Source organism: Paenibacillus sp. FSL M7-0656 (assembly GCF_038003225.1).
Classification (GTDB): domain Bacteria; phylum Bacillota; class Bacilli; order Paenibacillales; family Paenibacillaceae; genus Paenibacillus; species Paenibacillus amylolyticus.
On the sequence record NZ_JBBOOT010000001.1, the window covers coordinates 199,575 to 218,098 of the forward strand.

General features: G+C 44.0%; 19 protein-coding genes. 17 read left to right on the forward strand and 2 right to left on the reverse strand.

Annotated elements, in window-relative coordinates:
* Positions 1-16: 16 nt before the first annotated feature.
* The gene (gene lexA, locus MHI01_RS00800) at positions 17-643 is read right to left on the reverse strand and encodes a transcriptional repressor LexA (protein ID WP_017688034.1); all 627 of its coding nucleotides are present in this window, start codon (positions 641-643) and stop codon (positions 17-19) included.
* Between the two features lie 297 nt (positions 644-940).
* On the opposite strand from lexA, the gene MHI01_RS00805 reads away from it, so the two are divergent.
* From MHI01_RS00805 to MHI01_RS00825, 5 genes are all read left to right on the forward strand, one after another.
* Entirely contained in the window at positions 941-1,318 is a 378-nt protein-coding gene (locus tag MHI01_RS00805) for a LysM peptidoglycan-binding domain-containing protein (protein WP_127547640.1), read from the forward strand.
* 95 nt (positions 1,319-1,413) lie between these two features.
* Positions 1,414-1,623 carry a DUF896 domain-containing protein gene (locus MHI01_RS00810; RefSeq protein ID WP_017688036.1) on the forward strand — a complete coding sequence of 70 codons (210 nt, stop codon included), beginning with the start codon at positions 1,414-1,416 and terminating at the stop codon, positions 1,621-1,623.
* A 125-nt stretch (positions 1,624-1,748) separates the two neighbouring features.
* A complete protein-coding gene (locus MHI01_RS00815; RefSeq protein WP_017688037.1) occupies positions 1,749-2,258 on the forward strand; it encodes a hypothetical protein in 510 nt (169 codons plus the stop codon).
* Positions 2,259-2,286: 28 nt separating this feature from the next.
* A complete protein-coding gene (locus MHI01_RS00820) occupies positions 2,287-3,078 on the forward strand; it encodes an HAD family hydrolase (protein WP_340982278.1) in 792 nt (263 codons plus the stop codon).
* 595 nt (positions 3,079-3,673) lie between these two features.
* Positions 3,674-4,714, forward strand: coding sequence for a hypothetical protein (locus MHI01_RS00825; RefSeq protein ID WP_340982279.1), 1,041 nt, complete (start codon positions 3,674-3,676; stop codon positions 4,712-4,714).
* A gap of 482 nt (positions 4,715-5,196) precedes the next feature.
* On the opposite strand, the gene MHI01_RS00830 is transcribed toward MHI01_RS00825, so the two are convergent.
* Positions 5,197-5,742 carry a cupin domain-containing protein gene (locus tag MHI01_RS00830; protein ID WP_036613600.1) on the reverse strand — a complete coding sequence of 182 codons (546 nt, stop codon included), beginning with the start codon at positions 5,740-5,742 and terminating at the stop codon, positions 5,197-5,199.
* A 179-nt stretch (positions 5,743-5,921) separates the two neighbouring features.
* On the opposite strand from MHI01_RS00830, the gene metH reads away from it, so the two are divergent.
* From metH to MHI01_RS00890, 12 genes are all read left to right on the forward strand, one after another.
* Complete coding sequence (gene metH, locus MHI01_RS00835; protein ID WP_340982280.1) at positions 5,922-9,362, forward strand: methionine synthase; 3,441 nt, start codon at positions 5,922-5,924, stop codon at positions 9,360-9,362.
* 77 nt (positions 9,363-9,439) lie between these two features.
* A complete protein-coding gene (rnz, locus tag MHI01_RS00840) occupies positions 9,440-10,378 on the forward strand; it encodes a ribonuclease Z (protein WP_076317608.1) in 939 nt (312 codons plus the stop codon).
* Positions 10,379-10,506: 128 nt separating this feature from the next.
* A complete protein-coding gene (locus MHI01_RS00845; RefSeq protein ID WP_157116158.1) occupies positions 10,507-10,653 on the forward strand; it encodes a hypothetical protein in 147 nt (48 codons plus the stop codon).
* Positions 10,654-10,734: 81 nt separating this feature from the next.
* The gene (locus tag MHI01_RS00850; protein ID WP_340982281.1) at positions 10,735-11,544 is read left to right on the forward strand and encodes a TIGR01457 family HAD-type hydrolase; all 810 of its coding nucleotides are present in this window, start codon (positions 10,735-10,737) and stop codon (positions 11,542-11,544) included.
* Between the two features lie 6 nt (positions 11,545-11,550).
* A complete protein-coding gene (locus tag MHI01_RS00855; RefSeq protein WP_091029323.1) occupies positions 11,551-12,372 on the forward strand; it encodes an Fpg/Nei family DNA glycosylase in 822 nt (273 codons plus the stop codon).
* On the forward strand, positions 12,362-13,210 hold the full coding sequence (locus tag MHI01_RS00860; RefSeq protein WP_340982282.1) for a deoxyribonuclease IV: 849 nt from the start codon (positions 12,362-12,364) through the stop codon (positions 13,208-13,210). The genes MHI01_RS00855 and MHI01_RS00860 overlap by 11 nt, the downstream gene beginning before the upstream one ends.
* A gap of 19 nt (positions 13,211-13,229) precedes the next feature.
* Positions 13,230-13,568, forward strand: coding sequence for a cyclic-phosphate processing receiver domain-containing protein (locus MHI01_RS00865; protein WP_017688046.1), 339 nt, complete (start codon positions 13,230-13,232; stop codon positions 13,566-13,568).
* Positions 13,568-13,885 carry a thioredoxin family protein gene (locus MHI01_RS00870; RefSeq protein ID WP_036613610.1) on the forward strand — a complete coding sequence of 106 codons (318 nt, stop codon included), beginning with the start codon at positions 13,568-13,570 and terminating at the stop codon, positions 13,883-13,885. The genes MHI01_RS00865 and MHI01_RS00870 overlap by 1 nt, the downstream gene beginning before the upstream one ends.
* Positions 13,886-13,887: 2 nt before the next feature.
* Positions 13,888-14,661 carry an ABC transporter ATP-binding protein gene (locus MHI01_RS00875; protein ID WP_253509533.1) on the forward strand — a complete coding sequence of 258 codons (774 nt, stop codon included), beginning with the start codon at positions 13,888-13,890 and terminating at the stop codon, positions 14,659-14,661.
* Between the two features lie 6 nt (positions 14,662-14,667).
* A complete protein-coding gene (locus MHI01_RS00880) occupies positions 14,668-15,717 on the forward strand; it encodes an SAM-dependent methyltransferase (RefSeq protein ID WP_253509130.1) in 1,050 nt (349 codons plus the stop codon).
* A 228-nt stretch (positions 15,718-15,945) separates the two neighbouring features.
* Positions 15,946-17,424: a serine/threonine protein kinase gene (locus tag MHI01_RS00885; protein ID WP_253509128.1), complete on the forward strand. Its 1,479-nt coding sequence runs from the start codon at positions 15,946-15,948 to the stop codon at positions 17,422-17,424.
* Positions 17,425-17,448: 24 nt separating this feature from the next.
* Complete coding sequence (locus MHI01_RS00890; RefSeq protein ID WP_076250215.1) at positions 17,449-18,468, forward strand: SAF domain-containing protein; 1,020 nt, start codon at positions 17,449-17,451, stop codon at positions 18,466-18,468.
* Positions 18,469-18,524 lie beyond the last annotated feature (56 nt).

Below are 18,524 nucleotides of genomic sequence, written 5' to 3' on the forward strand. Positions count from 1 at the left end.
TTACTCAAGTTAAATATTAATGAATATCTCGGAAAAGGCCAATGACTTTACCCAGAATACTAACATGTTTCAAACGTAAAGGTTCGAAGGTCGCATTCTCCGGTTGAAGGCGAATATGATCTTTCTCTTTATAGAACGTTTTCACTGTAGCTTCATCGTCTTCAGTCATTGCAACGACGATATCACCGTTATCAGCAGTTTGCTGTTGACGGACAATAACGTAATCTCCGTTAACGATTCCAGCTTCCACCATGCTATCTCCGACTACCGAAAGCATAAACACTTTCTGTTCGCCTACATAATGTGTAGGAAGAGGGAAGTAGTCTTCAATGTTCTCGGTTGCAGTGATTGGAACCCCGGCTGTAACCTTACCAACAACAGGAATACGTGCAACGCTATGAGCAAATTGATGAGAATGCTCAGATTCTTCCTGGCTCAAAAGCTCAATGGCTCTTGGCTTGGTAGGGTCGCGTCGGATCAAACCTTTTTTCTCCAAACGATCCAAATGTCCATGTACTGTTGAGCTGGAAGCCAGTCCAACCGCTTCACCAATTTCCCGTACGGAAGGAGGATACCCCTTCAACCGGACTTCATTTCGTATAAACTCCAGAATAGCCTGCTGCCTGCTGGATATCTTCGACATACCGTATCAACCCCATTTTAGTAACGTTTGGGAAAATTATAACATAGAACCTCCGTTCGTACAAACATAAGTTCTAAATAAAATAGCATTAAATCAGTGTTTTTTAACTTATAGAACAGAAATTGTTCAAAAGTCAGAGCATAATATTGCAAATGCTTTGCAAATGTACTTGAAATAAGATATTGCTTCTTCTAAAAAAGAAGCGAACAATTGTTCTAAAAATCTATTGAACAAAACAAGTGTTCGTGTTATATTGATTTCAACAGATAGGAACAAACGTTTGGAGGCGGGTATTTAATGAGATATTCTACTTATCAAAGCATTTATGAACCAATGAATTCGGAACTGGTGAAGTCTAACATAGGGAAATACAAGAAGGTTTTAGCGCGTTTCAAGATTTCTTCATGGATGTTAAAGGTAGCCATTACCTCTTTGATTATATTTATTGGATGTAGCACTGTTTTAACTGTATTTGCCGGCAATGAGAATGATGTTCTGCCTGGAGGAAAGATAGCTGTTTCACAAGGGGAAACATTATGGAGTATTTCTTTGGAACATAAACCGACGAATATGGATACACGTATTTATATAGAAGCAATTAAGAAAGTGAATCAACTTCATACAACTTCCATCCAAGTGGGACAAGTACTAGCTCTACCGCAATTTGCAGAATAAAATGCACATCAATAAGTGTTAGCGCGTGTCAGCTTGACAAGCAGCCTTTATAATGGCAAAGTTAATATGACTTTGTATTTTTGGAGGGGACAAGCTTGGATATAGATAGTCTGGTAGCACGCATTAACGAATTGGCTCGTAAGCAAAAGTCAACTGGATTGTCGGAGGAAGAACTTGCTGAACGTGCCGAGCTAAGAGAGATTTATTTGAGTAATATTCGCAGCAATTTCAGACAACAACTGGATACCATTGAGATTGTTGATGATGAGAATGACAAAGGCCACCAAGGCAAACTCAAACACTAACGAAACCTAATGATATCATTATGATATTTAGGTTTCTTCCTGTTATTTTGAGTGTGCAATTTATAGGGGGAAATGTTGGTTTGCAATTATGTAAGCCGATACAAAGACACATAAGGGGGATTCTCATGTCGCGTTCGTTCGAGAGAACGGTTAAGAAAAATTCCAAGCAGTTAAATCAGCAACGCAAAAAAAGTGGTCAACCAATCACTGGTACACCAGGTGAAGAAGTCTTTAAGGGACGCAGCTTGTTGTTCCCAATATTTTTGATCGGTCTCGCCTTTTTGTATCTGTTTATGAGCACATTCCTTGTGCAAGCTCCAATGACAACTTGGGACTGGGTGACCATGCTGCTTTACGTATTTTTGGCAGTCATCTTCATGCTTCGCCGTCCATACATCAAGATTAGCAGTAATCGGATTATAACGACGAAGGGTAATCGTGAACGTTCAATTGGGGTTGACGATATCGTCAAATTCAGAATTGAACCAGGTACAGTTGTTATCGAACATAACAGTCGCGGGAAAAGATGGGTGTTTACCAAGTTATTGAACCGTTACGATACAGATGCGATTGCAGAACGTTTGCTGAAATTTGCGAAAGCACACCAGATCACCGTGGAAACCGTCGAAAAGTAATTATTGCATAAAGGGGTAGATGATCGGAATGGCGTTAAAAGCGATTTTGTTCGACCTAGATGATACTTTATTATGGGATGAGCGTAGTGTTCGAGAAGCTTTTCATGAGACTTGTCTAATCGCAGCGCAAGAGACTGGGGTCAAACCAGAAGAACTTGAAGAAGCTGTTCGTAATGAGGCACGTGGGCTGTATGAATCATATGAAACCTTTCCTTTTACCAAAATGATTGGAATCAATCCGTTTGAAGGCCTTTGGGCTAACTTTACTGGTGGGGATCAACCTGAGTTCCGTCAGTTGGAACAGCTTGCTCCAGTTTACCGTAAAGAATCCTGGCGTCGTGGCTTGTTGAAGTTGGGTATAGATCGGGAAGATCTTGCTGAACAACTGGCTGCGCAGTTTGGAATAGAACGGAGATCTCGACCACATGTATACGAAGAAACGATGGATACCTTGCGTCAGTTACAAGGCAAGTACAAACTGTTGTTGTTAACGAACGGTTGTCCTGCTTTGCAACAAGAGAAGTTGGATGGTGTACCTGAATTGACTCCTTTCTTTGATGAGATTATTATCTCGGGTAACTTCGGAAAAGGAAAACCAGATCCGTCGATATTTGAACATGCTTTGAGTAAACTGGGTGTTAAACCCGAAGAGAGCATGATGGTTGGAGACAAGTTAACGACTGATATTCGTGGTGCTTTATCATCTGGCATCCAATCCGTATGGATTAACCGTGAGCATAAGAACAACAATGAAGCGTATGCGCCAGACCATGAAATCAAGCATTTGTCTGAATTAACAGGTCTAATTGCTAATTTCTGAACCCACTTGTGATTTCACTAAATCAAATATAACATGAAGCATTGCGGCTATTTGGACGGTATTATCGTTCACATAGCTGACAATGCTTTTTTGTTTTTAGGGTGGTTTAGCGGGTACGATGACCGAAATGAATGTTACATCTATTTATTATTTATTATGGTAAAATTTATTGAAATTGTATAGGGGGTCAATTAAAATATAGTTGATATACTAGTGCCGCGGCCATATCAAATTTAAGGTAGAGATGTTTTAACAAATTTCTAACCGCAATTATAGTGAATTGCCAGTCATTCAAATGTCTACTGTGCTTTATTATGTACGTATTCCTAATGGGATACCATAATACTGCAATTCTTGAATGGAGGGAATTCGAAGTGGAATACCTACCTTTTCACTGATCTGTGCTTCCCGAGCTCGCTCGAATTAATAGATCACAGACGACGCAAATGCTTGGGGTGTAAAACGGCTCACGAATTCCTTTTCGCTCATCTGTCACCCTGGGCTTGACAATCGGTCATAAAGAAAAATGAAATTTAATCCTTTTAATGGATTATAGGAATCCAAATAGTTACTAAGCCCACCAAAGGAGACTCTTATGGATAAAATCATCTCTCTTACTGATTTTCAATATTTCAACGGTATGAAAAAAATGTTCCCACATAGCAATCATCCCTTCCTAAATTGCAGCCATAATTCTCTAATGACAATTGCCGACTATTTCAAAAAGGATAAGTTTTCTATAGTTAATAATTTCACCACGATATACAGATTTGATAAAGATAAACTAGGAAGTACCGGTTATTTCAAACTGGATATTTTGAACTTTAAGAGGCTAGATGAAGTAATGGATGAAATGTGTATTTCAATGAATTTTACTTCACCACATATAGATTCGTTACAATCAGAAATCATTAGTTCGCTTTCAAAAGGAAACCCAGTTTCCCTTGTTATTGATTTATATTATCAAAGAGGCCGTGAGTTTTATTTTAACAAAAAGCATGGTCTACATCCCATTTTAGTTTACGGCTTTAATTTAACAACCAATGAGGTCTATATTGTTGATGATATAACGGAGTATAAGAAGTACGTTGTACCGTTTACGGAAATTAAAAAAGCTTGTATGAGTGAAGAAATCAAGTCAGATGAGCCTTATTTTATTGAATTTATAAACAATGTTAATTATCATCATGAGAGAGACCCTAAGGAAATGTTGCACGAAAGTATCAAACGTCTTAAAGATAATATGCTGAACCATCAGGACGAAATAATTGAAGGGATACAAAGTATATCATTATTGGCTGATTTTTACGGAGATAGTATAACTAACGAAGATATTATAGAAACTTTAAGTAGCACCATCTATAGAAAGTGTTCGGAAAAGTTTAGATTAGTCGCTCTTTATGAACAACTTAATCCAGATCTTATCCATACAACAAAAGAAGAAATTGATTTAATAATTAATGAAATTATTATGGATTGGACAAATATTAGGGCAATTACGACCAAGGCTATCTTCTCACAAAACATTAATAGCGACACAGTTCGTAAATGCGTCCAGTTAATTAGACATTTACATGACAAAGAATTAAAGTTCATAAAGCAATTTTATAATCTACTTAATATTTTAGCCATCTAGAGGAGCTTTCTCTGGCATAACTTCTGGAGCTATGAGGCATCGCAGTCGTAATTTTTCATCCGTATCACGTCAACCAAAGCAAGGGAGTTGAAGAATCTATAAACGAGCTTAGGTTCTAAACGAGCATGCAACTACTTGAAGCGGGCAAAACTTATATTGGAGTCTCAGCGGTCTTACATCGTCTAATATCGAGTTTTGATGATTCTTTTGGAGCAATATGAGTTGTTTGCTGTTTGCCAAGTAACTTGAAGATAGTATGCTGGAAGTAGGCAAATGTTCGAATTCCAGGCACGAAAGAAATGCTAACCTAGTGAGAAGTAAAGATCACGGAAAAAATGAAAACGGGACGAAGTAAGATAGATCTCTACTTCGTCCCGTTTTCAACTTATGAGAGTTGTTTCACTAAACCGATCGATTTAAAGGTCAGTTCGTTTGGGTCTTTGGGTCAGGGGCCATGAAAGACCTGAACACATCTTGAAGGGTCAGGCGTTCTTGATAAAAGTAGGATCAGGGTATGGATCTGCAATCCAGCCATCTTTTTCGATGAACAGACGTACAGCAATAATTTGTTTGTTCTCCATTAAAGTGAAGAAGTGCGGTGTATTCTCAGGTACAGAGATAACGTCTCCAGGAGACAGTTCTACATTAAAGTAGCCCACATCATCTGTAGCTTTGATAACAAAGATTCCTTTACCAGCAACAATTGCACGGATCTCATCTTCAGCGTGGGTGTGAATTTCTTCGAACTTGGCGAGCTTTTCTTCGATATCTGGTGTTTGTTCGGACAGCGTGATGACATCCCAGATCTGGTACCCGCGACGTGCAGCCAAATCTCTGATTTCATAATCGTAAGTTTCCAAAACCTCGGTTTTCTGTTCATCAGTTAATCCAAAGTTATTTTGCAGATCAGTGTTCAGTTTGGAAGCGTCCCACTTCTCATATAATACTTCGTATTTGTTTAAGAAATTTCGAACATTTTCGTCACCAGTGATGCGTTCGTTCGTATTTCGGATAACAATTTCAGCCATGTTCTTTCCCTCTTTTCCACTTGGTTTAATTGAATTATATCGGATTGCTTTGTTTTTGTCGATTCTCAAATTCCGTTCATATTCGTGCAAACCCGCCATCTTTCGGGACCAAACCCGATCTTTCACATTAAGTTAGTTTCTGTTAAACTAAGATCTAACGTTTTGCGGGGGTGAAGATATTGGATAAGATTAGTCTACACGATGCATTAAAACAACGAATATTAATCCTCGACGGTGCAATGGGGACCATGATTCAACAAGTTGATCTGACTGGCGAAGATTTTGGCGGCGAAGATCTGGATGGATGTAATGAAATGTTAGTGCTTACTCGTCCAGAACTGATCCAGCGCATTCATGAAGAATATCTGGAGGCTGGCGCCGATTTAATTGAAACCAATACATTTGGTGCCACATCCGTTGTGCTTGCTGAATACGATATTCAGGATCGGGCACGCGAGATCAACCTGGAAGCAGCCAGAATTGCGAAAGCTGCGGTTGATCGTTTCTCTACACCTGAATCTCCACGTTATGTGGTAGGTGCGATGGGACCAACAACCAAAACACTGTCTGTAACTGGGGGAGTAACGTTCCAGGAACTTATCGACAGTTATTTGGAGCAAGCGCTTGCTTTAATAGAGGGAGGCGTTGATGCGCTACTACTCGAAACCTCACAGGATACCCTCAATGTAAAAGCAGGTAGCATTGGAATTCAGCAGGCCTTCGAACAGAGTGGTGTTACACTGCCCCTGATGATATCAGGAACGATTGAACCGATGGGAACGACCCTTGCAGGTCAGAACATCGAATCCTTTTATATATCCTTAGAACACCTTAACCCAATTTCGGTAGGACTAAACTGTGCTACGGGTCCGGAGTTCATGCGTGATCACATTCGCTCGCTTTCCGGAATGGCATCGGTTGCCGTTAGTTGTTACCCGAACGCGGGTCTTCCGGATGAGAATGGTAATTACCATGAGTCACCAGACTCGCTTGCTCAGAAGATTGGTGCTTTTGCCGAACAGGGCTGGTTGAATATTGCTGGTGGATGTTGCGGGACAACCCCTGCACATATTCGAGCGATGCGCGACACACTTGCCCAGTACCCCCCAAGAGAAATGAACGGAACACATCCACCGGCTTTATCTGGTATAGAACCGATCTACATCGAACAGGACAATCGTCCATACATGGTTGGTGAGCGTACGAATGTGTTGGGATCACGGAAATTCAAACGACTCATTGTAGAAGGTAAATATGAAGAAGCCTCGGAAATTGCTCGTGCTCAAGTGAAAAATGGAGCGCACATTGTTGACGTGTGTGTACAAGATCCGGACCGCGAAGAGTCTGAAGACATGGTGAAGTTCCTTGAATTGGTTGTAAAAAAAGTGAAGGTTCCTCTCATGATTGATACAACAGATGCTTCAGTAATTGATCTGGCCCTCCAGTACTCGCAAGGTAAAGCGATAATTAACTCCATTAACCTTGAGGATGGCGAAGAGAAATTTGAGCTGATCACACCGTTGCTTCATAGATATGGTGGTGCGGTTGTTGTCGGAACGATTGACGAACGGGGTCAGGCGATTAGTCGGGAAGACAAGCTTGACGTAGCCAAACGCTCTTACGATTTGCTGGTGAACAAATATGGCCTCAAACCAGAAGACCTGATTTTTGATACGTTGGTGTTCCCAGTTGGTACCGGAGATGAACAGTACATCGGTTCAGCCAAAGAAACTATTGAAGGTATAAGAGTGATTAAGGAAGCGATGCCAGAATGTCATACGATCCTCGGGATTAGTAACATTTCATTCGGACTGCCTGAAGCGGGCCGTGAGGTGCTGAACTCAGTATTCTTATATGAATGTACCAAAGCAGGTCTTGACTATGCGATCGTGAACACAGAGAAACTGGAGCGTTATGCCTCCATTCCTGAAGAAGAACGCAGACTCTCCGAAGAGCTTTTATATAACACGAATGATGACACTCTGGCGGCGTTCGTAGCGGCGTTCCGTAACAAGAAGGTTGAGAAGAAGGAAAAAATCTCAAACCTTTCATTAGAAGAGCGTCTCGCTTCATATGTAGTCGAAGGAAGTAAAGAAGGATTGCTGCCAGATCTCGAACAGGCACTTGCCAAATATACAGCACTTCAAGTAATTAACGGTCCACTGATGCGGGGGATGGAGGAAGTAGGTCGTCTCTTTAACAACAATGAGTTGATTGTAGCTGAGGTGTTGCAGAGTGCAGAGGTTATGAAGGCTTCTGTAGCATATTTGGAGCAATTCATGGAGAAGAACGAAACTTCGGTTAAAGGCAAGATCATTCTGGCCACGGTCAAGGGCGATGTGCATGACATCGGTAAGAACCTGGTTGAGATCATCCTTTCCAATAACGGTTACCGGATCATTAATTTGGGTATAAAAGTACCACCTGAACGTATCATTGAGGCATACCGAGAAGAAAAAGTCGATGCGATCGGTCTCTCGGGTCTATTGGTAAAATCAGCGCAACAGATGATTCTTACCGCTCAGGATTTGCGAACAGCAGGTATTGATGTGCCTATTATGGTTGGCGGAGCGGCGCTAACACGCAAATTCACCAAAAATCGTATCCGTCCTGAATATAACGGAATGGTTGTATATGCCAAAGATGCGATGGATGGTCTGGATCTGGCGAACAAATTGATGAATCCTGTTTCACGTGAAGTGATGCAACTGGAGATGGAAGCTGAGAAAGAAGCTGATGCTTCAGGTGCTGTAGCTGTTCAGGCTCTTCCAGAGCTTACGCGAGTGGAGCGTTCGGATATTGCTGTAGATCATCCGGTTCTTGTCCCGCCTGATCTGGATCGGCATACGATGCGTAACTATCCTTTATCACATATCCTGCCATACGTGAACATGCAGATGTTGCTTGGACATCATCTGGGGTTGCGCGGTTCAGTAGAACAACTGCTTGCTTCAGGTGATAAGAAGGCTACCGACCTGAAAGCAGTCGTGGATGATATCATGCAAGAGGCTGTTCGTGACGGGATTATTCAGGCGCATGCCATGTATCGTTTCTTCCCGGCTCAGTCCAGTGGTAACAGCGTCATTATCTATGATCCAAAGGACACCAGTAATATTTTGCATACATTTACGTTCCCGCGTCAAAAAGTCGAGCCGTTCCTATGCCTGTCCGACTTCCTGAAACCTGTTGAATCCGGTCAGATGGATTACGTTGGTTTCATGGTAGTTACTGCCGGACACGGTGTGCGTGAACTATCCACGGCGTGGAAAGATCAAGGGGATTATCTTCGCTCGCATGCTCTGCAATCCGTAGCGCTCGAAGTAGCAGAGGGATTAGCTGAGCGTGTGCATCATATGATGAGAGATATCTGGGGATTCCCGGACTCTGCCCAGATGACCATGAAGCAACGTCATGGTGCACGCTATCAAGGGATAAGGGTATCTTTTGGATATCCGGCTTGTCCGGATCTGGAAGACCAAGGGCCGCTGTTCAAGTTACTACAGCCTGAGGATATCGGTGTGGAATTGACGGAAGGTTTCATGATGGAACCTGAAGCTTCCGTATCAGCGATGGTATTCAGCCACCCGCAAGCTAAGTATTTTAATGTAGAGAAGGCATAAATTCAGTAGAGTGTCAGGCAAAGCCCTCCGCATTGTCGGAGGTTTTTTGCTGGCAACAGAAAGAGGTGCGATCCAGAATGGAACTATATTTCCTGGGAACTAATGCTGGTGTACCTACGCTTCAACGGAATGTAACTTCCATTGGGCTACGCATGTTGGATGAGCGCAGAGCTTTGTGGTTGTTTGACTGCGGGGAAGGGACGCAGCACCAGATTTTAAGTTCTCCGCTTAAACTGAGCAAATTGGAGAAGATATTCATTACACATCTGCATGGTGATCATGTATTTGGACTTCCAGGACTGCTTTCGAGCAGAGCCTATCAAGGTGGCACCACACCATTAACCGTATATGGTCCGCCAGGTACGGAACGAATGATCAGTACAACAATGGAGCTGAGCCAATCCCGGGTTAACTATGATTTGAATATCGTGGAACATACGGGCGGCGTCCTGTTCGAGGATGACAGTTTTATCGTGGAAGCTGCTTTGCTTGAGCATCGGATTGACAGTTATGGATACCGGATTACCGAAAAAGATCGTCCAGGGAGCCTGGACCCAGCCAAACTGGCGGAATACGGTCTGAAACCAGGCCCATTGTTCGGCCGACTGAAACGTGGAGAAATCATTACGTTGGATAATGGTGATTCGCTTCGTCCAGAAGATGTATTGGGAGCGCCCAAGCGTGGTATGGTGATCACCATATTGGGTGATACACGTCCATGTGACAACGTACAGCCACTTTCCATAAATGCAGATGTACTTGTACATGAAGCTACATTCATGCATGATCTGGCCGATACAGCGCATGAGTACTATCATAGTACTTCTAAACAAGCGGCAGAAGCGGCTAGAGCAGCCAATGTAGGGCAACTAATCATGACTCACTTCAGTTCACGCTATAAGGATGAGGATCAACTTCAGCCACTTTTGGAAGAGGCGCAGTCCGTATTCCCGAATACCAGACTTGCAAACGAACACCAGCTTATTCCTGTCGTGCATCGCAAGCAAGAATCTTAACCCTGATTGCGAACCAGTGCACGGCTAAACACGTCATATAAAGATCCGGGTAATTGCACGGGACTGAGGGAGAGGAACTCCCGCGGTCCCTTTTGCAATCTGGTCAGAAAGCGTGTAGGATGGGCAATATGAAGAGGGAAATGATTCAAATTATTTTCCGGGAAAGCGCAGGAAATGACAAGCTTGTACAGAAGACGCGCGAGTTAAACCGTCGGTGTTCGATCCGGTTCGACTTGTTGCGTGCATATGCCAGCAAGCCATTATTTTTTGCCTGAATACATAGGTTCGCGGTCAAGTTCGAGGTAAATGATTAAGGACATGAAACGTTAATGGAATGAAGAAAGGAAGTGCTGTGTGTGATTAAGGCCTATCTGATTGACTTGGATGGTACGCTCTATCATGGCAGACATCGTATCGAAGGAGCCGATCAGCTTATTCGAACACTGCAAGAGCTAGGAAAGCCGTATTTATTCGTAACAAATAATTCTTCCCGTACACCACAAGGTGTGGCAGATCATCTGAACGGGATGGGCATACCTGCCGACGCGTCTCAAGTATGTACTTCTGCTGTGGCGGCTGCTGAATATGTTGCTGAAGAGTCCCCGGGTGCAAAAGTGGCATGTATTGGAGAAGCAGGACTGCTGGAAGCCATAGAAGAAGCAGGACTACAGCTGACGGAAGATGTACCAGATTACGTGATACAGGGGATTGATCGTGAATTTTCCTATCATAAACTGACCAAGGCGCTAAGGTGGATTAATGCGGGATCAAAATTCATCATGACCAACCCGGATCTGCAGCTTCCTTCCGATGATGGACTGACACCTGGGGCGGGAACTATTGGAGCAGCAATTGAAGCAGCAACCGGAGTTCATCCTAACGTTATTGGCAAGCCATCGAGTGTTATAATGAAGTCAGCCATTAGCCGGCTAAACCTGGAGTCTCATGAAGTGGCAGTAATCGGAGATAATATGCGAACCGATATTGCTGCTGGAGTGGCAGCAGGGTGTGAGACGCTGTTGGTACTTACCGGTGTGACAACACGGGATAATATGGATGGACACATTCAAGCAGCGAAGGCTCGACCTGATCATGTGTTTGAAGATTTGCATAAATTGATGGAGTGGCTGTCGCAAGAGGCAGACCAAGCTTCCAAAAAGGGGTAATGTACGATGCCGGAACTACCGGAAATGGAAAATTACCGGACCTTGCTGTCCGAGAAAATACTTGATCTACTGATTACAGGTGTGGTAATTAACCGCGATAAAACGATAAATACGGAGCCTGATCTGTTTATCAATGAACTTACAGGTAATCGCATTATATTTGTTGAACGCCGAGCGAAGCATCTGATTTTCCACTTGGCTAATGGCAAACGTCTGGTGCTACACCTCATGTTGGGCGGTATGATTTTCTGGGGAACGGAAGAAGAACGTCCTGATCGTTCCACACAAGTGGAAATTCAGTTTGGCGATCACATTTTATTCTTTATCGGACTACGCTTGGGTTATTTACATCTGCTTACTTCGAAAGAAACCGAAGAGGCGATGTCTGATCTTGGACCTGAACCTTTAGATCGACGGATGAATGTGGAACGTTTTGCTTCTCTGTTGAAAGGTCGCCGGGGTACGCTCAAGACAACGTTGGTAAACCAACATATCATTGCGGGGATTGGCAATTGTTATTCGGATGAGATTGCTTTTGCTGCCGGTCTGAGACCAAGCTCCAAAACGCAGAACATCGCGACTTCACCAGAGTTGACGGAGCGTTTGTTCCATTCAATGCAGTCCGTGTTGCGTGAAGCAGCTTCTGAGGGCGGTTATATGGAAATGCCGCTGATGCAAGGGGATACGAAGACAGGAAGTTTTGACGAGCAATGTCGCGTATACGATCGGGAAGGCGAGACTTGTCCGCGCTGCGGGGGAACGATTGAACGAGTGGAAATTACGGGCAAGAAGGCATTCTTCTGTCCGAAATGCCAGCATGAAGCCTAAAACCGGAATCGGGGCACATGTCAGCACCAGAGGCGGATTTCTTCAGGCAGCCAAGAGAGCACATGTGATGGGGGCAACGGCATTTCAGTATTTTCCGAAGAACCCGCGTAGTCTTGGCCTGAAAAGTCTGGATCTCAAGGATGCTGAGCAGTGCAGGGATTGGTGTGAACAGCAGGGACTTGCATCGATTGCACATTCACCCTATCCCACGAATCCGGCGTTGGGCATGACCCGTGGAGAGGCGGGATTTCATGCTACAATAGCTTCTATTCGCAATGATCTTGAAATTTCTAATGCTTGCGGTTCTGTTGGGACGGTGGTCCATTTTGGACATATCAAAACAAACAATCCGCTGGAGGGTTATCAGAACCTCATTCATTGTCTGGATACCGCCTTGGAGAATTGGAATGGACATTCAAAGGTGCTGATTGAGAATCAGGCAGGTGATCATGGCCCGATGGGCACGACAATGGAAGAAATGATACAGATTCGCAAATTAAGCCGATATCCGGAGCATATTGCTTTTTGTTTTGACACATGCCATGCTTTTGCTTCAGGTTTGTGGTCGTCAGGCAACGAAGCGGCGATGCTCGATAAGGGCAGGATGCTCGGATATTGGGATAATGTTGCTGCTGTACATTTTAATGATTCCAAATATGCGTCTGGTTCCTGTAAGGATAGACATGCAAGGATCGGACAGGGATATATAGGAAATGAATCAATGAAAGCATTGTTAAAGGCGCCTGAGTTCCAAAAAGCGGTTGTTGTGCTCGAGACAGAAACGGGCGAAGATGGAACGCACCGTGATGATATAGCGCTCATGCGTTCCTGGTTATAATGGGGAGAGGAGCGATTGTATGCATGTTTTTTTGGATGACTATCGGGCATGTCCGAAAGGATTTGTTCTTGCAACGAATGCTGAAGAGTGCCTGATGCTGCTAAGAGAAGGTGACGTGGACATTTTGTCTCTGGATTATGAGCTTGGTCCGGATTCGCCTAATGGCGGTGAGGTCGCGGCATCCATTGTACGAGAAGGTTTATTTCCGCGTGAGATCTATTTGCATACGTCCAGTATGTTTGGAAAACGCCAGATGTACGAGATGTTATATAGCAATAAACCGGATTCGGTAACCATTCATAATGGGCCAATGACGGGTGAGGTCATGCTGCGTGTTGCCGCGGGAGAAGAAAGTTAATGAAGCCAATTACATCCAAAATGTTAATGCGCAGTGTATGGGAAGGCATGCCACAGGCTGTATTTATATATACCCCTTTATGTGGGACATGTGCGGCAGCCCGCCGTATGTTAGAGGTAGTAGAGCACATGCTGCCAGAAGGTATTTTATTGGAAATGAACATTCATGACATTCCTGAACTTGTACAACAATTTAAAATTTCAAGTGTTCCAGCAGTGATGCTATTTGACGGCCAGCAAGATGTTCCAAAAATGGTTTATCGGATGAGCTCTGTGGAGCATCTGCTCTCGGAGATCCGGAAGGCGGTGCTGAAATGAGTATAATCTCGATGGAACATGTCTCACTTAGACGAGAAGAGAATCAAATCTTGGATGACGTACATTTGCGCATTGAACAAGGCGAACATTGGGTTATTTTGGGTCGGAATGGTTCTGGCAAAACAACGTTATTGGAAATGATGAACGGATATATGTTTCCAAGCCAGGGACGTATTGAAGTACTCGGTAATCTGTATGGACAATGTGACGTCAGGGAAGTACGTAAGGAAATCGGTTATATCAGCCAAACTTTGATTGAGAAACTCACGCCAAGAGATCCGGTATGGGAAGTCGTCGCTACAGGAGCGTATGCTTTTTTGCGTTTTTATCAGACGATTCCTGATGAAGTAAAAGCAAAGGCAATGAGTTTGCTAGATGACATGGGTTTTGCCAACCTGGCCAACAACTCGCTGGGAATGTTATCCCAAGGAGAGCGCAAAAAAGTCATGCTTGCTCGTTCATTGATGGCTGAGCCAAAATTGCTGATTATGGACGAGCCTTGTGCCGGGCTAGACTTATATGAACGTGAGAAAATGCTGGCTGAGATTGATCGTCTGCGCCAGCGTAACATTACAGTTGTGTATGTAACACATCATGTTGAAGAGATCGTACCTTTATTTACACATGTGGCCTTGATCCGCGATGGACGTATTGCGGATCAGGGCCCCAAACATGAAGTTTTGACACAAGATACAATTAAGCATACGTACGATGTTCCGGTCGATATCCAGTGGGATAATGGTCGTCCGTGGATACGCGTACGTTCTGGAGGGTAACACAATTTGAGTACACAATCGTCTTGGGAAGAAGGCAACTTCTCCCGTTTTATCTGCACAGCCAATCATGGCTTTGCCCCTTATGCTCAGGAAGAGTTGCGCCGTACGTTTGGTGCGGTGAAGAGCACGGTACTCGTACCAGGAGAAATATTGCTTGCGGGTTTGCCTGTAGCCGAGGAAGAAGTTGCAGATAAGCTGTGGGCAGAATATCCAACGTTTTTACGTCATATTCAACCTGTTCAGTTTCAGGAGAATACTGAAGATTCGGAGCAGTCTATTGAGAAATTGATTGCATTTGTGTTGAATCATAAGGAACTGACCGGTACTCCTGTCGTGCTACAGGTACGGAAGACAGAAGGGGCCTTTTGGCAAGAAAATGCAGCCTCATTGAAGCAACTGCTAACTGAAAAGCTGGATGAGCTAGGCTGTGAATGGGTTGTACGTGATGCTGAATATGTCATTTCTGTATTTGCTGCGAATGATATGTTGTATGCTGGCATATCCAGACCTGAACAGAACCTGTCAGACTGGAGCGGGGGAGCCGTACGTTTTCAAAAAGAAGATGGGCAGATCTCGCGTGCTAAGTTTAAATTGCTTGAAGCCGAGCAAACGTTTGGCATTGACTTTACTTCATTTCATAAAGCACTTGATATCGGTGCAGCACCAGGTGGATGGACCTCCTTCCTGCTTGAACGTGGGCTTGAAGTAACGGCGGTAGATCCGGCGAAGATGGACGCAACGCTGCTGGCATCACCCAAACTGACTTTCTTGAAAAAGAATGCAGGGGATGTTCGTTTTCGCGAAGGAGAATTCGACCTGCTCGTATGTGATATGAGTTGGAGTCCGAAGCTGATGAGCCGACTTGTATCAGACCTTCTATACAGTCTGCAACCTGGGGGAACAGCGATTGTTACCGTGAAGTTATTGCATAAAAAACCGCTCGCACTCATTAAAGATGTGATTGATACGTTTGAGCGTTCGCGGATGCAGATTCAACGTTCCAAGCAGTTGTTCCATAACCGGGAAGAGATTACACTTTATATGGTCAAATATTAAGAGATCTAGCTTTAATTAAAGTAGCTAAAGGCATTATGAAATTGATTCGATTAAGCTCATTTTATTTTGTGCTTTACAATCTATTCCTGGCTGTACTATAATGATACCAATATTAACCATAACAAACCTGAGGGAAAGCATCCCGAAGCGAACAAAATCGGATTATCCGGTCTGTTCTACTTCGGTGAAGCTTTCCCTTTTTTGTTGTGTAATGAAGGAGGAATTGATATGAGACATCCGGCCAGGCTGGAACGCGGAAGCCTGCTGGGAGGTAGATATCGTATCGTATCCATTCTGGGAACAGGCGGAATGAGCCATGTATACGAGGCGGAGGATCTGAAGTTGCCGGGCAAGATATGGGCAATTAAAGAAAGCGTAACGATTATGCCATATGAAGGCAGTATGGAGACGGAGGCCGCTCTTCTGACATCACTTCGCCATCCAAGATTGCCGCAAATTGTTGATTTTTTTGTCCCGGATGAAGATGGGTACACGTACTTGGTGATGGAATACATCGACGGGTTAACGCTCAGTGAGTATTTCAAGCAGTGTCGTGGGAAGATCCCGATGGAGCAGTTGACGGAGCTTGTACTTCAATTGCTGGATGTGTTGAGTTATCTGCATAATCTGAATCCACCTGTGATCTATAGGGATCTGAAACCATCAAACATCATGATCACGCCGGAACATGAAGTAAGATTAATTGATTTTGGCATCGCCAGAAGTTACAAACCGCAAAGTGCTGAAGATACCGTTAAGTTGGGAACCGCTGGTTTTGCCGCTCCAGAACAATATGGCTCGGGTCAGACCGATGCGCGTTCAGATCTATATGGACTCGGAGCATTGCTCCTGTATCTTATGACAAGTGGTGCGTATACGGAATGGATTCAGGGTGTGGAAAGCTCTATCCGGAGTGATGTTCCGCGGACATACATCCCTGTGGCGAGAAGACTGTTAAGGTATAATGCCGAAGAGCGATTCCAATCTGCCGATGAGGTGCGGAAGGAACTGCTCCGAATACCCGGCGGAACAACGCCTGGTCGAGATACAACGATGACCTTGAATGGGGGAACAAGAGTTATTGCCCTGACTGGTGCTTCATCTGGTGTAGGGGTTACCCATACGGCTATAGCTATCAGTCATTATCTCGAAAGGCAAAACTTCAAAGTAGCTGTGATTGAAATGTCACCTCGCTCTCAATCCTTTGCAAGGATTCAACAAATCGCTCAAGCGGGTAAACCGGTGCCAGCAGGCAGACAGTTTGCAGTCGATGGTGTGCATTATTGGAAACAATCCGGGCGAGCGGATATTTTGTCTTTGCTTGGGGGGAGTTATCAGTTCATCGTGATGGATCTCGGTAGTGGTCAGGATCAGAACCGGCTGGAAGAATTCCTGCGTGCAGATCTACCTATTGTTATAGGCTCAGGTGCCGAATGGAGACAGGCGGAGATTGGTGCTTTTGTTCGATCACATCATCGGTATCCACGAGAGAAATGGATATATTGTCTGCCCCTGGCAGCAAGTGAGGCTGTTCAGCGCATTCGTAAAGCTCTGGATACATCGAGTGTATATGGTCTGCCGTTACATATTGATCCTTTTGACAAGGACGCACAGATGGATAAAGTGTTTTCACATATTTTAATGCATATGATGGCACAGCAGCCCAAGAAACGTTCATTCTTTTCAAGAAGGAAAGTACATGATTAGAAGATTACGAAAGGAGAGCCTCTTTTGTCTAAATTAAGAAAACAAAGCCGTCAACTGATCTATGCCGGACTTATCGGAGCAGGAGCTGTAGGGTTGGTGTTTGGAGGATATGTTATTTACAATGTCAAAACGATGGGGGATGTCAGGTCAGCTGTAGAAGCCCGTTATTTATCGGCATATGAGGAAAAGGAAGCTGAATTAAAGCAACAATGGGATTCGGGAGCACAAGGATGGGTTACGATTCGGGATATTGAAGCAGGTGAACCGATATTACCTGAGGATCTGAAGCTTATTGCTGTTCCGGATGCACAAGCACCGCGAAATCTCTGGTCCAGTACGAAGCAGATGGAAGGCCAAGTCGCCAAAATAGAGTTGAAAAAAGGAACAGCCATTACCACCGAGATGGTGTATGAGGATGTACCGGCTCCGCCTGATTTAAGAAATCGAGAGCTGCAAGTTGTATTACTGCCGTCCTCACTTGTTAAGGGAGATATTATTGATGTTCGTATCCAATTCCCTACCGGACAAGACTATGTTCTCTTATCGAAGAAAAAAGTGGAACGACTCAATGCAGCTACCTTATGGATTACGATGACGGAGGAAGAAATTCTGTCACTCTCAAGTGCAATTGTAGATGCCTATTTACATAAAGCTTCAATCTATGCCTTAACCTATGTAGAACCACAGTTTCAGACACCTGCAATCGCGACGTATCCTGCCAATTCAGAAGTGTTAAAACTGCTGGAGAGTGATCCGAATATTGTTCGACGAGCCGAGCAGGAGTTATCCAGACAGGTGCGAAGTTCGCTTGAAAGTTCACTGGCCGCCTCCATGACAGCACCGTCAAAAGGGGTTGAACAGGATGTGGCACAATCCTCAGTTACATATAACAGTCGTCCATCATCAAATAATCCGGCAACGTCGGATGGAGTGATGTGGAATGATGGTTCAGGAAACGGAGCAGGAGCTAATTCTGGAAGCGTAAATGATCCTGCTGATGCTTCACAAACAGAACAACAGAGCTTGCTAACGGGTGGAGAATAGAGCGAAATCCGAGGTTTAATTTAGAATAATTCAGATAACAGGGAGTTTAAGAAAAA